The organism is Corallococcus sp. AB045, assembly GCF_003668895.1.
GTDB classification, from domain to species: domain Bacteria; phylum Myxococcota; class Myxococcia; order Myxococcales; family Myxococcaceae; genus Corallococcus; species Corallococcus coralloides.
This window is the reverse complement of sequence record NZ_RAWN01000063.1, coordinates 20,409-37,420: the sequence shown is the minus strand read 5'-3', so window position 1 is coordinate 37,420 and position 17,012 is coordinate 20,409. Positions and strand designations below refer to the sequence as shown.

Annotated in this window: 14 protein-coding genes; 10 read left to right on the top strand and 4 right to left on the bottom strand. The window is 68.7% G+C overall.

The window, feature by feature from the left end; translation table 11 throughout:
- Nucleotides 1-5: 5 nt before the first annotated feature.
- The 7 genes from D7Y21_RS17330 (at nucleotide 6) to D7Y21_RS17300 (ending at nucleotide 9,716) form a co-directional block, all read left to right on the top strand.
- The gene (locus tag D7Y21_RS17330; protein ID WP_199724700.1) at nucleotides 6-167 is read left to right on the top strand and encodes a hypothetical protein; all 162 of its coding nucleotides are present in this window, start codon (nucleotides 6-8) and stop codon (nucleotides 165-167) included.
- Nucleotides 164-3,118: an ATP-binding protein gene (locus D7Y21_RS17325; protein WP_121714486.1), complete on the top strand. Its 2,955-nt coding sequence runs from the start codon at nucleotides 164-166 to the stop codon at nucleotides 3,116-3,118. Before D7Y21_RS17330 ends, D7Y21_RS17325 begins: the two co-directional genes overlap by 4 nt.
- Nucleotides 3,115-4,500, top strand: coding sequence for a sigma-54 dependent transcriptional regulator (locus D7Y21_RS17320; protein ID WP_121714485.1), 1,386 nt, complete (start codon nucleotides 3,115-3,117; stop codon nucleotides 4,498-4,500). Before D7Y21_RS17325 ends, D7Y21_RS17320 begins: the two co-directional genes overlap by 4 nt.
- A 177-nt stretch (nucleotides 4,501-4,677) precedes the next feature.
- A complete protein-coding gene (locus D7Y21_RS17315) occupies nucleotides 4,678-5,781 on the top strand; it encodes a porin (RefSeq protein ID WP_121714483.1) in 1,104 nt (367 codons plus the stop codon).
- Between the two features lie 11 nt (nucleotides 5,782-5,792).
- Nucleotides 5,793-7,757: an acetate--CoA ligase gene (gene acs / locus D7Y21_RS17310; RefSeq protein ID WP_121714480.1), complete on the top strand. Its 1,965-nt coding sequence runs from the start codon at nucleotides 5,793-5,795 to the stop codon at nucleotides 7,755-7,757.
- A gap of 44 nt (nucleotides 7,758-7,801) precedes the next feature.
- The gene (locus D7Y21_RS17305; protein ID WP_121714478.1) at nucleotides 7,802-8,080 is read left to right on the top strand and encodes a DUF485 domain-containing protein; all 279 of its coding nucleotides are present in this window, start codon (nucleotides 7,802-7,804) and stop codon (nucleotides 8,078-8,080) included.
- A gap of 10 nt (nucleotides 8,081-8,090) precedes the next feature.
- Nucleotides 8,091-9,716, top strand: a complete 1,626-nt coding sequence (locus D7Y21_RS17300) for a sodium/solute symporter (protein WP_121714476.1) — start codon at nucleotides 8,091-8,093, stop codon at nucleotides 9,714-9,716.
- 101 nt (nucleotides 9,717-9,817) lie between these two features.
- Here the strand turns inward: D7Y21_RS17300 and D7Y21_RS17295 are convergent, their stop codons facing one another.
- Together D7Y21_RS17295 and D7Y21_RS17290 are read right to left on the bottom strand one after the other, a co-directional pair.
- The gene (locus D7Y21_RS17295; protein WP_121714474.1) at nucleotides 9,818-10,921 is read right to left on the bottom strand and encodes an alpha/beta fold hydrolase; all 1,104 of its coding nucleotides are present in this window, start codon (nucleotides 10,919-10,921) and stop codon (nucleotides 9,818-9,820) included.
- Between the two features lie 393 nt (nucleotides 10,922-11,314).
- Nucleotides 11,315-12,517: an AIPR family protein gene (locus tag D7Y21_RS17290; RefSeq protein ID WP_121714472.1), complete on the bottom strand. Its 1,203-nt coding sequence runs from the start codon at nucleotides 12,515-12,517 to the stop codon at nucleotides 11,315-11,317.
- 190 nt (nucleotides 12,518-12,707) lie between these two features.
- Here D7Y21_RS17290 and D7Y21_RS17285 point away from each other — a divergent pair, with 190 nt between their 5' ends.
- The 3 genes from D7Y21_RS17285 to D7Y21_RS17275 all read left to right on the top strand — a co-directional run bounded on the left by D7Y21_RS17285 (nucleotide 12,708) and on the right by D7Y21_RS17275 (nucleotide 15,830).
- Entirely contained in the window at nucleotides 12,708-13,562 is an 855-nt protein-coding gene (locus D7Y21_RS17285) for an ion transporter (RefSeq protein ID WP_121714470.1), read from the top strand.
- A gap of 21 nt (nucleotides 13,563-13,583) precedes the next feature.
- On the top strand, nucleotides 13,584-15,161 hold the full coding sequence (locus D7Y21_RS17280; RefSeq protein WP_121714468.1) for an N-6 DNA methylase: 1,578 nt from the start codon (nucleotides 13,584-13,586) through the stop codon (nucleotides 15,159-15,161).
- Between the two features lie 111 nt (nucleotides 15,162-15,272).
- Nucleotides 15,273-15,830 (top strand): superoxide dismutase family protein, encoded by a 558-nt coding sequence (locus D7Y21_RS17275; protein WP_199735433.1) that lies wholly within the window; start codon nucleotides 15,273-15,275, stop codon nucleotides 15,828-15,830.
- A 45-nt stretch (nucleotides 15,831-15,875) separates the two neighbouring features.
- Here the strand turns inward: D7Y21_RS17275 and D7Y21_RS17270 are convergent, their stop codons facing one another.
- On the bottom strand, nucleotides 15,876-16,508 hold the full coding sequence (locus D7Y21_RS17270) for a PIN domain-containing protein (protein ID WP_121714466.1): 633 nt from the start codon (nucleotides 16,506-16,508) through the stop codon (nucleotides 15,876-15,878).
- Nucleotides 16,505-16,981 (bottom strand): hypothetical protein, encoded by a 477-nt coding sequence (locus tag D7Y21_RS17265; RefSeq protein WP_121714464.1) that lies wholly within the window; start codon nucleotides 16,979-16,981, stop codon nucleotides 16,505-16,507. Before D7Y21_RS17265 ends, D7Y21_RS17270 begins: the two co-directional genes overlap by 4 nt.
- Between the last annotated feature and the right edge of the window lie 31 nt (nucleotides 16,982-17,012).

The window sequence follows — 17,012 nt, the reverse complement described above, 5'->3', positions numbered from 1 at the left end:
CCGCCATGCCGTCGCTGCTGGTGTTCGCCGTGGCGGTGCTGCTGTTCGGCTCGCCGCTGCGCCGGCTGTGGCTGGCTGAAGGGGCTCCCGCTTCGCTTCCCTTCATCGTGTGGCTGGGCGTCATCGCCCTGGGCGGGTGGGTGGCGCACCGGAGCCTGCGCCCATGACGCTGGGGCCAGGCCCGCTCGTCGTCGCCTCCGTGGCCTACCTGGGCGTGCTGTTCCTGGTGGCCTACGCGGCGGAGAAGGGCCGCATCTCCCCGCGCATCACGCAGCACCCGCTGACGTACGCGCTGGCCCTGGGCGTGTACGCCACGTCCTGGTCCTACTTCGGCAGCGTGGGCTACGCGGCCCGCCATGGCTTCCGCTACCTGGGCATCTACCTGGGCCTCACGCTCGCGTGCCTGCTCGCCCCTGTGTTGTGGCGTCCGCTGCTGCGGCTGACGCGCGAGCTGCAGCTCACCTCGCTCGCGGACCTGCTCGCCTTCCGCTACCCCGGCCAGGTGACGGGCACGGCGGTGACGCTGTTCGCGCTGGCCGGCAGCCTGCCCTACCTGGCGCTCCAGATTCGCGCCGTCGTGGAGTCCGCGCGCCTCTTGAGCCCCGCGGCGGCCCCAGCGCTGGTGGGGCCCGGCTTCTGCGGCGTGCTCATCGTCTTCTCGCTCCTCTTCGGTGCCCGCCACCCTGCCCCGCGCGAGCGGCATGAAGGGCTGATGCTGGCCATCGCCTTCGAGTCCGGCGTGAAGCTGCTGGCGCTGCTCATCGTCGCGGGCTGGTGCGTGGTGTCCGTCTTCGGCGGCCTGGGCGGGCTCAATGACTGGCTCACCCGCCACCCCGAAGCGGTGGAGGCCCTCCAGCGGCCCGCGCGCGACGCGTCCTGGGCGCCGCTGCTGGTGCTCTCCACCATCGCCGCGTTCCTCACGCCCCGGCAGTTCCACGTGGCCTTCACGGAAGCGCCGGAGCGCGACGGGCTGGCCACCGTCGCGTGGGCCTTCCCGCTGTTGATGCTGCTCATCAACGCGGCGGTGCCCGTGCTGCTGTGGTCCGGCGAGGCGCTGGGTCTGCCCTGGCCCGCGGACTTCCACGTCCTCTCCGTGCCCATCACGAAGGGCGCCCCGCTGCTGGCGCTCATCGCCTTCCTGGGCGGCGTGTCCGCGGCGAGCGCCATGGTCATCGTCACCACGCTCGCGCTCGCGCCCATGTGCCTGACGCACCTGGTGCTGCCGCTGGGCACCACGCGCGGACGGGACGACCTCTACGGGTGGTTGTTGTGGGCCCGGCGCGTGCTCATCGCCGCCATCATCCTCGCGGGCTACGGCTTCTACCGGCTGCTGAACGCGCGGGCGACGGGGCTGGTGGACCTGGGGCTCGTGTCCTTCGTGGCCACCGCGCAGTTCGCGCCGGGCGTGCTGGGGCTCCTGATGTGGCCCAAGGCCACGCGCGCGGGGCTGCTCGCGGGGCTGCTGGCGGGCGGCGCGACGTGGGCCCTCACGCTCCTGGCCCCGCTGTGGGAGCCGCCGTCACTGGTGGCCTGGACCAACCAGGTCTCCGTGAACCTGGGCTTCAGCGCGGAGGAGCCCTGGGGCTTCGCCACCTTCACCTCGCTGGCCCTCAACTCCCTGTGCTTCGTGGCGGTGTCGCTCGTCACGCGCCAGTCGGTGGAGGAGAAGGAGGCCGCGCGGGTGTGCACGCGCGAGGCGCCGGGGCTCGCGAAGGGCAGCGTGGCGGCCAGCTCCCCCGACGAGTTCCGCCGGCAGCTGGAGCCCGTGCTGGGCGCGCAGGTGGCCGCGGCGGAGGTGGACCGCGCGCGCGAGGCGCTGGAGATGTCCCCCGACGAGCGCCGGCCCGCGGAGCTGCGCCGCCTGCGCGACGGCGTGGAGCGCAACCTCTCCGGCCTCATCGGTCCGGTGCTGGCGCGGCTCGCGGTGGGCGAAGCGCTGCGGCTGGACCCCGGCGCACGCACGGCCCTGGCGGATCAACTGCGCTTCGTGGAGGAGCGGCTGCGCGACGCGCGCGACATGCGCGGCCCGTTGCGCGAGCTGGAGGTCGTGCGCCGCTACCTCTACCGCATCCTGGAGGACCTGCCCCTGGGCGTGTGCGCCATGGGTCCTGACGGCGAGGTCGTCATCTGGAACGCCGCGCTGGAGGCGCTGTCGGGCGTGCCCATGGACTCCGCGCGGGGCGTGCCGCTCGCGCGCCTGCCGGAGCCCTGGGGGCCGCTGTTCGCGGAGCTCGCGCGGGCCCCTGGCGGCGACAACGAGGTGCGCGTGACCGTGGGCGGAAAGCAGCGCTTGCTGCGTCTGCACCGCTCGCGGCTGGCGCCTTCGGACGACACCAGCGGCGGGGAGACGGGCATCACCTTCCTGGTGGAGGACTGGACGGAGCGCAAGGCGGTGGACGCGCGGCTCGCGCACCAGGACCGGCTCGCGTCGCTGGGCCGGGTGGCCGCGGGCGTGGCGCATGAGATTGGCAACCCGCTCACCGCCATCGCCAGCATCAGCCAGAACCTCAAGTATGAATTGGAGGATCCGGAGGCCGTGCGCGAGCGCGTGGGGCTCATCCTCCAGCAGTGCCGCCGCATCGACACCATCGTCCGGGCGCTGGTGGGCTTCGGCCACTCGGGCACGGTCGGCGGCGAGTCCCGGCCCTTCACGCGCGTGGCGGTGGGCCCGCTGCTCGCGGAGGCCGCGCAGCTGGCCCGGCTGTCTCGCAAGGCGCGCGACGTGGCGTGCACGCACCAGAGCCCGGACGGGCTGGAGGTGCGCGGCGACGCGCAGCGGCTGGAGCAGGTGCTGGTGAACCTCTTGACCAACGCCATCGACGCGTCGCCCGCGGGCTCGCGCGTGGACCTGTTGGCGGAAGCCTCTGGAGACCAGGTGCGCATCCAGGTGGAGGACCGGGGACACGGCATCGCCCCGGAGCTGTCGCAACGCATCTTCGAGCCGTTCTTCACCACCAAGCAGCCCGGCGAAGGCACCGGCCTGGGCCTCACATTGGTGGAGGGCATCGTGCGCGAGCACGGCGGCACGCTGCGCATCGAGGCCCGCCAGGACGGCGGCACCCGCGTGACGCTGAGCCTGCCTCGCGCTGACGTATTGAAGCAGGAGGCCTCCGCTTGAGCCGCATCCTGGTCATCGAGGACGAACCCATCATCCGCACGGAGCTGCGAAGGCTGCTCACCCGCGCGGGCCACGACGTGGCGGAAGCCGGTGCCGTGCCGGAGGCCGCTGCCGAGCACACGTTGGATGCCTTCGACCTGGTCATCTCCGACTTGCGCCTGCCCGGGCCGCCGGGCACGGACATCATCGCGCTGTGTCCGGGCGTGCCGGTGCTCATCATGACCAGCTTCGCCACGGTGAAGTCCGCCGTGGACGCGATGAAGCTGGGCGCGGTGGACTACATCGCGAAGCCCTTCGACCACGACGAGCTGCTGCTCCAGGTGGAGCGCGTGCTGCGCGAGGGCCGCCTCACCCGCCAGAACGCCGCCCTCAAGCGCGAGGTGGAGCAGACCTGGTCCCCCGGCGGCATGGTGGGCAACTCCCCCGCCATGCGCGACGTGTTCGAGCGCGTGCGCAAGGTGGCCCCCTCCGCCGCCACCGTGCTGGTGCTGGGCGAGTCCGGCACCGGCAAGGAGCTGGTGGCCCGCGCCGTCCACGCGCAGAGCCCGCGCGCGGAAGGGCCCCTCATCGCCGTCAACTGCGCCGCCATCCCGGAAGGCCTGCTGGAGAGCGAGCTGTTCGGCCACGAAAAGGGCGCCTTCACCGGCGCGCAGGCCGCGCACGCTGGACTTGTAGAGGCCGCGCACGGCGGCACGCTCTTCCTGGATGAGATTGGGGAGCTGCCCGCGCCCGCGCAGGCGCGCCTGTTGCGCATGCTCCAGGACGGCGAGGTGCGGCGGGTGGGCGCCACGCGCTCGCGCAAGGTGGACGTGCGCATCCTCGCGGCCACGCACCGCGACCTGCCCCGCCGCGTGCAAGAGGGGCTGTTCCGCCAGGACCTCTACTTCCGCCTGCGCGTCGTGGAAATCCGCCTGCCGCCCCTGCGCGAGCGCGGCGAGGACGTGCCCGCGCTGGCGAAGCACCTGCTGGAGCGGGCCAGCCGCCGCATCGGGCGCCCGCCCGCTTCGCTGTCCCCGGACGCGCTGGCGGCCATCGCGCAGCACCCGTGGCCGGGCAACGTGCGCGAGTTGGAGAACGCCATCGAGCGCGCGGTCATCCTCGCGGACGGGCCGCTCCTCACCGCCGACCTGCTGGCGCTGGAGCCACCGGGCGGACCGGGCACGGACGGCAGCCCGCCCGTGCTGGAGGAGACGGACTTCCCAACCGTCCCGGCGAGCGAGGATCCACGCTCGCCGGACTCCATGGAGGAGTACTTCCGCCGCTTCGTGATGGAGCACCAGGACCGCATGGGCGAGACGGAACTGGCGCGCCGGCTGGGCATCAGCCGCAAGACGCTCTGGGAGAAGCGCCAGCGGCTGGGCATCCCGCGCACCCGCGCCTGAAGCTCCGGTGCGTCACCCGAGCCCCCGGGCCGGTGTTACGACGCAGTGCACGAATCGTTACGGGGGGTAACGCCCTGTCACCTTCCGCCACATCCTGACGCGGCGAGCCAACCTCCAAGGTCCTGAAACCCGGAGCGCGCCCGGGTGGAACGGGCGTTGCTCAGGGGATGGGGACCCATGCGCCCCGTCCTCCATCTCCTGCCGCGGTTTCTGGTGCTCACGGCCCTGCTGACCGCGCTGCCGGCGGCGGCGGGCAAGATTCAAATCACCGAGGACGCGGTCCTCAACGTGGACGTGCTGCTGCATCCGCAGATGCAGCTCGTCAAGGACGGCGCGCCCACGGGCGGCGTGGGCACGGACTTCTTCCTGCGCCGCGTGCGGCTGCTCGTCTTCGGGTCCATCACGAAGAAGCTGTCGTTCTTCATCGACACGGACCAGCCGAACTTCGGCAAGAACGGCGACTACAACGTCGCCTTCTACATCCAGGACGCCACGGTCGCGTACGAGTTCGCCGACAAGACGTGGGTGGAGGCGGGCTTCATCCTCGCGCCGCTGTCGCACCACGCGCTGCAGGGCGCCATCGCGCTCCAGACGGTGGACTACCACTCCGACCTCATCCGCTACCCGCCAGGCGTGGGCAAGGTGTGGCGCGACATGGGCGTGCAGGTGCGCGGCTTCGCGGGCCCCTGGACGTACCGCGCCGCCATCCTCAACGGCGTGGAGGGCGCGAAGCTGGAGAACGGCCAGACGGTCAACGCGGACGACCTGCCGCGCGTCGTGGGCCACGCCCGCTACAACGTCTGGGGCCACGAGTACGACCAGTTCCTGCGCGGCATCTACTTCACGGACCAGCCCATGCTGTCGTTTGGCGTGGGCGGGGACTACCAGTACGGCGCCATCGCCACCGCCTCCGGCATCCACTCCGCGGTGGCCATGGCGGCGGACGTGTTCCTGGACATCCCCATCGGCGACAACCAGGAGTTCGTCTTCCAGAGCAACGTCTTCTCCTGGCAGCAGGGCTTCGACAACGTGCGCAGCGGCACCGGCTTCTTCGTGGAGCTGGGCTACCGCATCGGCATCGTCGAGCCCGTCTTCAGCAGCGAGTACTTCAACGGGCGCGTGCCGTCGACGGACCTGCTCACGTTCAAGCCCGGCCTCAACCTCTGGTTCCAGAAGCACACCTTCAACCTGAAGACGGAGGTGGCCGTGTCGCGCGTGGGAGACATCGCCCATACGACCACGGGCATCACCGGCACCGCCCAGCTCCAGCTCTTCTACTGAGGACTCCCCCCATGGCCACCGACACGGACTCGCTCTTCCAGCCGAAGGAAGCCTTCCGCCGTACCGCGCACGTGAAGAGCCTGGAGGAGTACCAGCGCCTCTACCGTCAGAGCCTGGATGCCCCGGACGCCTTCTGGGGCGAACAGGCCCGGCAGCTCACCTGGTTCCACCCGCCGGAGTCCATCCGCGAGGTGAACGAACAGGCCGCGGACTTCGCCTGGTTCGTGGGCGGAAAGCTCAACGTCACCGTCAACTGTGTGGACCGCCACGCGAAGGCGCGCCCGGACAAGGCCGCCATCCTCTGGGCGAAGAACACGCCCGGCGAGTACGAGACCATCACCTTCCGCGACCTCGCGCACCACGTGAACCGCCTGGCCAACGTGCTCAAGGCGCACGGCGTGAGGAAGGGCGACCGCGTCATCGTCTACCTGCCCATGATTCCGGAGCTGGTGTACTCGCTGCTGGCGTGCGCGCGCATCGGCGCGGTGCACTCGGTGGTGTTCGCGGGCTTCTCCGCGGACTCGCTGCGCGAGCGCGTGCTGGACTCCGGCGCGAAGGTCGTCATCACCGCCAACGAAGGCCCGCGCGGCCCCAAGAGCGTGGCCACCAAGGCCATCACAGACGAGGCCCTGGATGGGCTGCCCCAGGTGACGTCCGTACTCGTCGCGCGCCGCACGCCCAAGGAAGTGCCCATGCGCGAGGGGCGCGACCACTGGCTGGACGTGGAGGTCCAGAAACACCGCGGCGTCTGCCCCGCGGAGTGGATGGACGCGGAGGACCCGCTCTTCATCCTCTACACCTCCGGCTCCACCGGGAAGCCCAAGGGCGTGCTGCACACCACGGGCGGATACCTCGTCTACGCGAACACGACGTTCCGCTACATCTTCGACACGCAGCCGGACGACGTGCACTTCTGCACCGCGGACGTGGGCTGGGTGACGGGCCACTCGTATCTCGTGTACGGCCCGCTCTCCACTGGCACCACCACGGTCCTCTTCGAGTCCACGCCGACGTGGCCGGACGCGAGCCGCCTCTGGCAGGTGGTGGACGACCTGAAGGCCACCACGCTCTACACCGCGCCCACCGCGCTGCGCTCGCTCATCAAGGAGGGCGACAGCTTCGTCACGAAGTCGTCCCGCAAGTCGCTGCGCCTGTTGGGCAGCGTGGGCGAGCCCATCAACCCGGAGGTCTGGCGCTGGTTCCACGACGTGGTGGGCGAGGGCCGCTGCCCCGTGGTGGATACCTGGTGGCAGACGGAGACGGGCGGCATCCTCATCGCGCCGCTGCCGGGCGCGACGCCCTGCATGCCCGGCAGCGCCACCCTGCCCTTCTTCGGCGTGGAGCCGGTTCTGGTGGATGAAGAGGGCCGCAAGCTGGAGGGCAACGGCGTCAGCGGCAACCTGTGCCTCGCGCGCTCGTGGCCGGGCCAGGCGCGCACGCTGTACGGCCACCACTCGCGCTTCGTGGAGACGTACTACGCGCGCTTCCTGCCGCTGTACTTCACCGGCGACGGCTGCCGCCGCGACGAGGACGGCTACTACTGGATCACCGGCCGCGTGGACGACGTGCTCAACGTGTCCGGCCACCGCCTGGGCACCGCGGAGGTGGAGAGCGCGCTCGTCGCCCACGAGGCCGTCGCCGAGGCCGCCGTGGTGGGCTTCCCGCATGACTTGAAGGGCACGGGCGTGTGCGCCTTCGTCACGGTGAAGCCGGACTTCCTGCGCACCCCGGACGAGAAGATGGTGGGCAGCTTGCGCGAGCAGGTGCGGCACGTGATTGGCCCCATCGCCACGCCGGACCGGGTGGTGCTGGTGTCGGGCCTGCCCAAGACGCGCTCCGGGAAGATTCTGCGCCGCATGCTCCGCAAGATCGCCGGCGGCGAGACGGAGAACCTGGGCGACGCGAGCACGCTCGCGGACCCCACCGTGCTGGATGAGCTGCTCACCAAGGGACTGCCTCCCGCCCCGCGCCGCTGAAGTCCCCTCGCGGTCCCTTTCACGCTTCGCAAGGAGGAACACCGATGTACGGCAATTCCAAGGACGAGGCGTTGAAGGCGCTCGCCGCGCGGCGCTGGCGCGTGGCCGGCGCGCTGACGATGGCGATGCTGGTGGTCTACCTGGGCTTCATCCTGCTGGTGGCCTTCAACCGGCCGCTGATGGGTCACCAGTTCGTGCCGGGGCTGTCCGTCGGCATCGTGCTGGGGGCGCTCACCATCCTCTGCGCCTGGGTGCTGACGGGCGTCTACATGAGCTGGGCCAACCGCAAGTACGACAGCGCCCTCGACGAACTGCGCCGCTGAAAGGCCACCCATGAATCCCACGACCACGGGCACGCAGATTGGCCAGCCCAACACCACGGCCATCGTCTTCTTCCTCCTCTTCGTCAGCATCACGCTGGCCATCACCTGGTGGGCGGCACGCAAGACGAAGACGACGTCGGAGTTCTTCGCCGCCGGTGGCGGCATCAGCGCGGGGCAGAACGGCTTCGCGCTGGCGGGCGACTTCATGAGCGCCGCCAGCTTCCTGGGCATCGCGGGGCTCGTGGCCACGTCCGGCTTCGACGGGCTCATCTACTCCGTGGGCTGGCTGGTGGGCTGGCCCGTGGTGACCTTCCTCATCGCGGAGCCCCTGCGCAACCTGGGCAAGTACACCTTCGCGGACGTGGTGGCCTACCGCCTGAAGCAGACCCCGGTGCGGCTGTCCGCCGCGGTGGGCACGCTCACCGTCGTCGTCTTCTATCTGATTGCCCAGATGGTGGGCGCGGGCAACCTCATCCGCCTGCTGTTCGGCCTCTCCTATGAGACGGCCGTGGTCATCGTGGGCGCGGTGATGATCCTCTACGTGTTGTTCGGCGGGATGATCGCCACCACGTGGGTGCAGATCGTCAAGGCGGTGCTGCTGCTGGGCGGCGCGACGGCGCTGGCCATCTCGGTGCTGTGGCAGTTCGGCTTCAGCCCCGCGGCGCTCTTCAGCGAGGCGGTGAACCGCTACGGGCCGGAGGCGCTGGCGCCGGGCAAGCTGGTGTCCAACCCGCTGGAGACCCTCTCCCTGGGCCTGGCGCTGATGTTCGGCACGGCGGGCCTGCCGCACATCCTGATGCGCTTCTACACGGTGCCCAACGCGAAGGCGGCGCGCACGAGCGTCTTCTACGCCACGGGCCTCATCGGCTTCTTCTACCTGGTGACGTTCATCCTGGGCTTCGGCGCGTCCGTGCTGGTGGGCCGGCAGGCCATCGTGAGCGTGGACAAGGGCGGCAACATGGCGGCGCCCATGCTGGCGGAGGTGGTGGGCGGCACGGGCTTCCTGGGCTTCATCTCCGCGGTGTCCTTCGCCACCATCCTCGCGGTGGTGGCGGGCCTGACGCTGTCGGGCGCGGCGGCGCTGTCACACGACCTGTGGTCCAGCGTGGTGCGCAAGGGACACGCGCCGGAGGCGGAGCAGCTCAAGGTGGCGCGCCTCGCCAGCCTCGCGCTGGGCATCCTGGCCATCATCCTGGGCGTCGTCTTCAAGAACCAGAACGTGGCCTTCATGGTGGGACTGGCGTTCGCCATCGCGGCGAGCGCGAACTTCCCCGCGCTGCTGCTGTCCATGCTGTGGAGGGGCTTCACCACCAAGGGCGCGGTGGCCAGCATGCTCACCGGGTCCATCAGCGCGGTGCTGCTCATCTTCCTGTCGCCCACGGTGCAGGTGGAGCTGTTGGGCAACGCGTCCGCCCTCTTCCCGCTGAAGAACCCGGGCATCGTCACCATCCCGCTGTCCTTCATCGTCGGCTGGGTGGTGTCGGTGCTGGCGCCGGAGGCGGAGGCGTCCGCGCGGTTCGCGGAGGTGGAGCACCGCATGCACGTGGGCGCGGCGGTGGTGCCCCCGGTGACGGTCCCCACGGGTGTGGCGGGCACGGTGCCCCCCGGCATCCCGGAGGCACCCCAGAAAGTTTGAAACTGCTCGGCGGTCCTTCACGGCTTCTTCCTCGACGTGAAGGACAGGGCGGAACCCGGGAGTTTCCAAAGGGGCTCGGGTTCCGCCTTTCTTTTTCGTGACTACTTCCCGCGCGTGAGCGGGAGCACGTCATTCACCAGGTGCACGAGCACCTTGCCGGGCTCCTCCTCGTGCACCATGTGCGCGGAGTCCTCGAACCAGACGAGCTTCTTGGACGGGGCCTGGACGGTGGGGTACCAGGCTTCCAGCAGCTGCGCGGACGTGGTGCGGTCATGCCGGCCGTGGAAGAAGACGACGGGCACGGCGAAGCGGTGGGCCTTCGTGAGGTTCAGCTGGGTGATGGGTCCCCAGAACGCCGCGAGGCTCAGGTCCAGGCCCTCGTCGCGCGCCTGCATGTCCTTGTCGGTGACGTCCGGGCTGTAGCGCCAGACCTGTGCGCCGTGCCAGTCCGGCGCGCGCCAGCCGTGGCTCTCATAGTGCGTGCGCCAGCGGCGCTCCTTGTGCAGATTGGCCAGCGTGCGCGCGGGGTCCTTGGGGTCCGGGAACGGGGCGATGGACTCCAGGTCCGCGACGGCCTTCGCGTTGCCGTCCGCCTTCGCCGCGGCGAGCGTGGCCTCGTAGCCCAGGACTTCGTTCTTCGGCACGTCCACCCCCTGCCCGATGCCCACGTACACGTCGAACCAGTCCGGGTGCTTCTGCGCGAGCCGCACGCCCAGCACCGTGCCCCAGCTGTGGCCCACGAGCACGATGCGCTTCTTGCCGTACGTCTTGCGCAGGTACGCGACGACCTCCTCCGCGTCCGCGACCATGCGGTCCACCGTCATGGTGGGGCGCACCTTGTCCGGCGGGTTGAGGGCGTACGTCTTGCCCGCGCCGCGCTGATCCCAGTGCGCGACGGTGAAATATTCCTCCCATTCGCCCTGGTAGAAGTACGCGGTGGGCAGCGCGGTGAAGCCCGGCCCACCGTGCAGGAAGAGCAGCAGCGGGTTGTCCTTGTGGCGCCCGCGCACCGAAATCCACTGGTCGATGCCGCCGATGCGCACGGCCTCCGCCTTCTCGATGCCATCCGTGAGCACGCTGCGGCGGGCTTCGCGCATCACGGCCTGGGGAGTGGGCGCTTCGCCCGCGGCGGCCGGGAGGGCCGCCAGTGACAGGCCGAGCAGGGAGAAGGAAACGCGCTTCGAGGTGCCGTTCAGTGTCCGCATGTCCCTTGAACGGACGACCCCTACCGCCCATTGCCTGGACGTGGGTCAGGGACGGGTGCGCAGCGATTCCTGGAGCGACCGCAGCGGCCCCTGATCCACGCGGATGCGTCCTCGCGTGGGGAGATCCAGGTCCAGGAGGGTGAACATCACGGCGACCCACGTGTTAGCCGCACTGTTGGTGGGCAGCCCCACGCGGCAATGCAATCCTCGCCACGGCCCGGTGGAAAGCAGGAAACAAGCGTGTTGCTGTGGCGGCGAACAGTACCTGTCATGCGTCATCTGGAACATCAAACGGACAGCCCCGCCCGAGGCAAATGCCGGGCGGAGCTGAACCAGACCGAGAGCACGTCGCTGGCGGCTATAAACCAATCTGACGTTGAAGGACGATGCCTCCTACGCCTTACCTGCCTCGTATCTGAGGATCGCCAGCTCGACGGCCTCGTAGCACGTGCGCCAAGACATGGCGTTCCGACCCACATACTCAGGCCGTGCATCTTCAGACTGATGGATTTCCTTGATTCGGTCGACGAGCGTCCCAATGCACAACGGAAAAAGCTTCTTGAGCGGAACCCTCCACGAGAAGCTGCCCTTGGGTTTGTCCCAAACAACATTCGCGCGGAAGCCACCAAGCATTGGCATGATCCAGCCAAGCGAGACGTCCCCACCTACCTTCTCGTCGAGGAAATAAAGCTCGGTCTGCTTATTGCGAGCAGAGCGGACACGCACATCCTTTTTCGCTGAGGCTTTGAATCGGCCGATGCCGTACTCCGGCTTGAGGATCTCCTTCACGAGCTCATCGCGGAACCGCAGGATCTCCGGCGCCTTTGAGATGAGGACTTTGAAGTTGTATTCCGAGTCCTTCTTTGCCATCTCAGCGGCGAACTCCCTGATGATTCCCTCCTTCCGACCGAAGATAGAAACCGGGTGCTTGTTCGCAGTGAAGCGGTGGGCGTCGAAGACCACCAAGTACGAGAGCACGTCGCGAACGTCGATCGGCTTCTCCTCATTCATTCGGAAGGCAATCTTCTCGGCGTAGGGCTCACTCGCGATTCGCTTCTTGAACTCCTCGAAGTGGCCCTGCAGATTCTCCAGCGATTTCAGGTCGACCTGCTGACTCGTGTTGAGTCCACCGGCCACCTCGGCGATTTCGGACTCCGAAATGCCGAGCATTACCTTGATCGTGACGAAGGCTTTGGAGGCGTCCTTCTCGGCCACCATCTCATCCGCGACAGCCTCGCCCAACCTGCGGCAAGCGCGGAGGGTGTGTCCGCCATCGAGCACGCCGTGGAGGTCCTTGTTGTCGACAACCACCACGACCTCTTTGAGCTTCTCGTCAAACCGGAGGTCCTTCGCACTGAGCGTAATCCCGCGGTTCCGCATGTAGAATCTCGCAGGCGCGTTTTTCAGCGTATCGATGATGCTCTTGAAGGTGGCCGTGGTTTCTTTGACGTCGCGGGGATTGACGTCTTTCCAGTCTTCCAACACGTCCACAGGGAGATCCAGGACGCGGGCCAGAAAGAACACCACATTCTGCGTCGCGCTCTCCGGGACTGGCAGTTTGCGCAGGTGCTGCGTCGGGATACGAAGCTCTACCATAAGGGTGCTACCATCCTTTGGGACAGACCACTGCCGCAGTAAAGGCAGCTCAAGTCGTCGCCGTGCCCCATACGTTCCCCGCCGCACCCAATTGTGCAGGCAAATCACGTAGTGGCAGATCAAATCCTAGCAAAAGAGGAGAGCCGCAGTCAAGTACTCCGTAACGATGTAGGACCAAGCTGCGCGGCCTGTGGACCGTTCCTCCGAACAGAGCTCCCCGAGCGGCTTTCGCACCCGCCTGCACATGGTCATCTTCGAAGCGGACACCCCAGCGGGCAAGGCGTTCGACGTGGCCCTCCTGTGGGCCATCATGTTCAGCGTAGCGGCGGTGAGGCTGGAGAGCGTCGCGCAGGTGCGCGCGGAGCATGCCCACGCGCTGCACGTCGCGGAGTGGGTCTTCACCATCCTCTTCGCACTGGAGTACGTGCTGCGGCTCATCGCGGTGCGCCAACCGCTGCACTACGCGCGCAGCTTCTTCGGCATCGTGGACCTGATGGCGCTGTTGCCGTCGTTCCTGAGCGTGCTGTTCCCGGGCGCGCAGACGCTGCTGGTCATCCGCGTGCTGCGCCTGTTGCGCGTCTTCCGCATCCTCAAGCTGGGGCACCTGCTGGGTCAGGCGGAGGTGCTGCTCACGGCGCTGCGCGCGAGCCGCCCGAAGATCATCGTCTTCCTGGGCACGGTCTTGAGCATCGACGTCATCATGGGCGCCGTCATGTACATGGTGGAGGGTGAGGAGCACGGCTTCGACAGCATCCCCCGCTCCATGTACTGGGCCATCGTGACGATGACGACGGTGGGCTTCGGGGACATCACGCCCAAGACGGTGACGGGGCAGTTCCTCGCGTCCATCCTGATGGTGATGGGCTACGGCATCATCGCGGTGCCCACGGGCATCGTGTCGGTGGAGCTCGCCGCCGCTACGCGTCAGCCGCTGAATACCCAGGCGTGTCCGGGCTGTGGCGCACAGGGTCATGACCTGGATGCGCGCTTTTGCAAACGCTGCGGCACGGCATTGGACTGGGCCCCCTCGCGGACCACCGGGTGAATCTGTCTAGGATGGCCCGGCATGGCCCGCGCCATCGACACGCCCGAGCTGGACGAGGAACGGCTGGTCCACCAGTTCCCCGACATCAACCGCAAGGCGGTGGGCGCGTTCTACACGCCCGCGCCCATCGTGGAGCGCACGCTCGCGCTGGCGCTGTCACACCTTGGGGCCGGGCCGCTCACGGTGGTGGATCCGGCCTGTGGCGCGGGGGCCTTCCTCGCCGCCGCCGCGCGGCACCGTCCGGACGCGAGGCTGTGCGGCCTGGAGCTGGATGCCGGTGTCGCGCGCCTGTGCCAGGCCCGAGTGCCGGGCGCGGACGTGCGCGTGGGGGACGCGCTCCGGGGTGGGCTGGAGCCGCTGCTCGCGGAGACGCCGGAGGGGCACGCTGAGTTGTGGGTGGGCAACCCGCCCTACAACGGCACGTCCGCGGTGCTGAAGGACGCGGCCTGCTACGCGCGGCTGCGCGCCCTGGTGCCTCTGGAGATGCCGCCGGGCACGAGCCTCCGGGATGACTTCGCGTTCTTTCTCCTTGTCGCCATGAAGCGGCTGATGGCCCGGCCGGGAGTGCTGGCCTTCATCACGCCCGCGAGCCTGCTGGAGTCGTTCATCTACGCGCCGCTGCGCCACGCGCTGTTGGAAGCGCTCCACCTGCGAGAGGTGGTGGACCTGGGCCCGGGCATCTTCACGGGCACGCAGGTGCGTACGTGCATCACGGTGTGGACGTCGCGCTCCAACGCGGACGCCTCTCCGCCCCGCTACGAGCACAAGGGCGTGGGCCAGTGCTTCACACCCGAGGCGCCCGAGTGGCGGCTCTCCCCCATCGCGCGGGAGGCCGCCGCGCTGGACGCGGACTGGCGGGCCCGGGGCGAGCTGCTCACCACGCTCATCCCGGTGAGCCTGCCCGGGGTGAAGACGCGCTTCGACGAGCTGCTGGTGGACGCGGACCGGGAGCGGATGCTCGCGCGCCTCCGGGCCTTCTGCTCCGCGACACAGGACACGCTGGAGGACTTCGCGCGGGAGCACGGATTGGAGCCCGCGCTGCTGCCCAAGCTGCGCGCGCTGAAGCAGGGGCCAGCGCTGGAGGTGGACACAAGCCACGTGCGCCCGTTCTTCCGCTACGGCGGCGCGAGGCACCGGGGCGCGGTGCCTCCGGAGGCAAAGGCGTTCTGCTACCTGGACCGGCGACTGATTCCCCGAGGAGACCACCGGCTGCGCGGTCCGTATGATCCGCACGAGGAGGCGGTGAAGCTCCTGTTCAACGTGCGCGAGCTGCCCCTGTCCGCGGCGCTGCTGGAGGAGCCCGGCTGCGTGCACGACCACCGCCACGCGCGGTTCGCGCCGCTGTACGTGCCCCAGCGCGTGCGGGACGAAGGCCTGGGCATCACCCGAGGCGCCAGGTCCCGCGAGTCCCTGGGCCCGCTGGTGCCGAACCTGTCACCCCGCGGCATCGCCTGGGCGGAAGGACTGGGAGGGCCGGAGGCGGCGTTCCGCGCGGTGATGCGCTTCCTGAACGGGACGCAGGTGCAGCGTGTATGGGCGCCCGCGTTCGGAGCGTCCCGGGTGGTGCCGGTGCCACTGGAGGGCCCGCTGCCGGAGTGATGACTCCCCATCACCGGACGCATGCGGGAGTGGACATTCCCCTGCGAAGGACGCGGCGGGTGGGTAGTGTCCAGCGCCGCTGCATTACCCATTCCAGGAGTCTTTGAAACCATGACGATTCGTCCCCTGCTTGTCGCTGCCGCGCTGTTCACCACGCCCGCCCTGGCCCAGGACGCCGGGACGCCGGCCCCCGCGGACGCGGGCGCGAAGCCCGCCATCAAGAAGGGCGAGACGGTGAAGGCGACGCTGAAGGACGCCCAGGGCAAGGACGTGGGCGAGGTGACGATGGAGCAGGCCCCCAAGGGCGTGCTGGTGAAGGGCACGCTGATGAACCTGCCCGCGGGCGAGCACGCCTTCCACATCCACGAGACGGGCAAGTGCGAGGCGCCGGAGTTCAAGACGGCGGGCGGCCACTTCAACCCGACGAAGAAGCAGCACGGCGCGCTGTCGCCCAAGGGCCAGCACGCCGGTGACCTGCCGAACCTCTACGTCCCCCAGGACGGCAAGGTGCAGTTCGACGTCTTCCTCGCCGACCTCAAGGTGAAGTCGCTGCTCGACAAGGACGGCTCCGCCGTCATGGTCCACGCCAAGCTGGACGACTACCGCACCGACCCGACCGGCGACGCCGGCGGCCGCATCGCCTGCGGCGTGGTGGAGAAGGCAGAGTAGTCACTGCATCACGGCCGGGGCCTGCTCATCAGGCCTCGGCCCGTCTCAGCTGGACCTGACTCGAAGCCCAGCCTGAACGGCGCCCAGTCCATCGTCGAAGCGCGTGATCAGCTTGCAGTGCAACTGTCTCAGCGCCAGCTTGACGCTGGACACATCGAAGTCGTTCGAGTTCCGGTTCAGGAAAAGCGATGGAGGGCGCGCCAGCCCCGCATCCTCTTCCAGGCGCGCCATGACGGACGCGAGCACCACCGCATCCGGAAACTGAAGCCGGATGTCTTCAGCCTCAAGGCTCGCGGCTCGAGCGATGACCTCCGCGTCGACAGGGAACACGTCCGCGCATTGAAGTACCCGCGCTCGGATGGATTCCAGTCGCTGCTCCGCGTCGGAGGTGTCCTTCACGAGAGAGGCAATGACCTCATTCCACGCATGCTGCTGTGGCTCGGAAAAGCCTTCGCTCCGCCTTCGCTTTTCCAACTCCTTCACCAGTCGGTTCTGAAGGGCCTCGGCGTCGGGGATTTCACGCCGGAGCTTCTCGGCGGGCTCGATGAAGCAAAAAGCAGGAATGCAGAGCTGAAGGACCTTCGTCTCCGCGAGTTGGAGCAGTTGTTCACACGCCAGCGACTGCTCCTGTCTGAAGGCCAGCTCCAGGATGAAGTTCGTCTCGACGAAGACCCTCAAGCGTGTGCACCTCGCACCACCTCTCCATGGGCCATGGCTCGCGGCAGCCCTGTCCGCATCAGAGGAGTACGGGTGCCCTCCCTGTCGTCCGCGGAGGTCAGCTCATGGAGCCACCACGACACCAGCATGCCAAAAGCAAGGGGCCGGATGTCCTTGGGTCCAGTCCCGACGCGCTCGTAGTAGGGCCCCAGGATGTGCGTGGCATCGAGCACCCACGTAGGCATGCCCCGCCCCTTCACTTTGGATGGCGCCCAGACATAGAGCTTGTCGGGTGTGATCAGCAGGAAGAACTCGCCACGCGGCCGCAGGTCGACGGACTCCAGATTGCTCCAGTAGGTCGCCGCCCATTCGCGGGTCGTGCCGAGGCGCGCTTTGACATCGGCCTGGACCTTCGCCTGCCCGGACCGGTCATAGACCGTGAAGTCGAAGTTCGACGGAGGATGAGAATGCGGCCCGGAATGCGATTCCATCATTCCCCCATCATGGAGAGCAGTCTGACATCCT

What these genes read in the sequence shown, in the direction of transcription:
- D7Y21_RS17330 (WP_199724700.1), top strand. Translation starts at nt 6, where the DNA reads ATGCCGTCGCTGCTGGTGTTCGCCGTGGCGGTGCTGCTGTTCGGCTCG.
- D7Y21_RS17325 (WP_121714486.1), top strand. Translation starts at nt 164, where the DNA reads ATGACGCTGGGGCCAGGCCCGCTCGTCGTCGCCTCCGTGGCCTACCTG.
- D7Y21_RS17315 (WP_121714483.1), top strand. Translation starts at nt 4,678, where the DNA reads ATGCGCCCCGTCCTCCATCTCCTGCCGCGGTTTCTGGTGCTCACGGCC.
- acs (WP_121714480.1), top strand. Translation starts at nt 5,793, where the DNA reads ATGGCCACCGACACGGACTCGCTCTTCCAGCCGAAGGAAGCCTTCCGC.
- D7Y21_RS17305 (WP_121714478.1), top strand. Translation starts at nt 7,802, where the DNA reads ATGTACGGCAATTCCAAGGACGAGGCGTTGAAGGCGCTCGCCGCGCGG.
- D7Y21_RS17300 (WP_121714476.1), top strand. Translation starts at nt 8,091, where the DNA reads ATGAATCCCACGACCACGGGCACGCAGATTGGCCAGCCCAACACCACG.
- D7Y21_RS17295 (WP_121714474.1), bottom strand. Translation starts at nt 10,921, where the DNA reads ATGCGGACACTGAACGGCACCTCGAAGCGCGTTTCCTTCTCCCTGCTC.
- D7Y21_RS17290 (WP_121714472.1), bottom strand. Translation starts at nt 12,517, where the DNA reads ATGGTAGAGCTTCGTATCCCGACGCAGCACCTGCGCAAACTGCCAGTC.
- D7Y21_RS17280 (WP_121714468.1), top strand. Translation starts at nt 13,584, where the DNA reads ATGGCCCGCGCCATCGACACGCCCGAGCTGGACGAGGAACGGCTGGTC.
- D7Y21_RS17275 (WP_199735433.1), top strand. Translation starts at nt 15,273, where the DNA reads ATGACGATTCGTCCCCTGCTTGTCGCTGCCGCGCTGTTCACCACGCCC.
- D7Y21_RS17265 (WP_121714464.1), bottom strand. Translation starts at nt 16,981, where the DNA reads ATGATGGAATCGCATTCCGGGCCGCATTCTCATCCTCCGTCGAACTTC.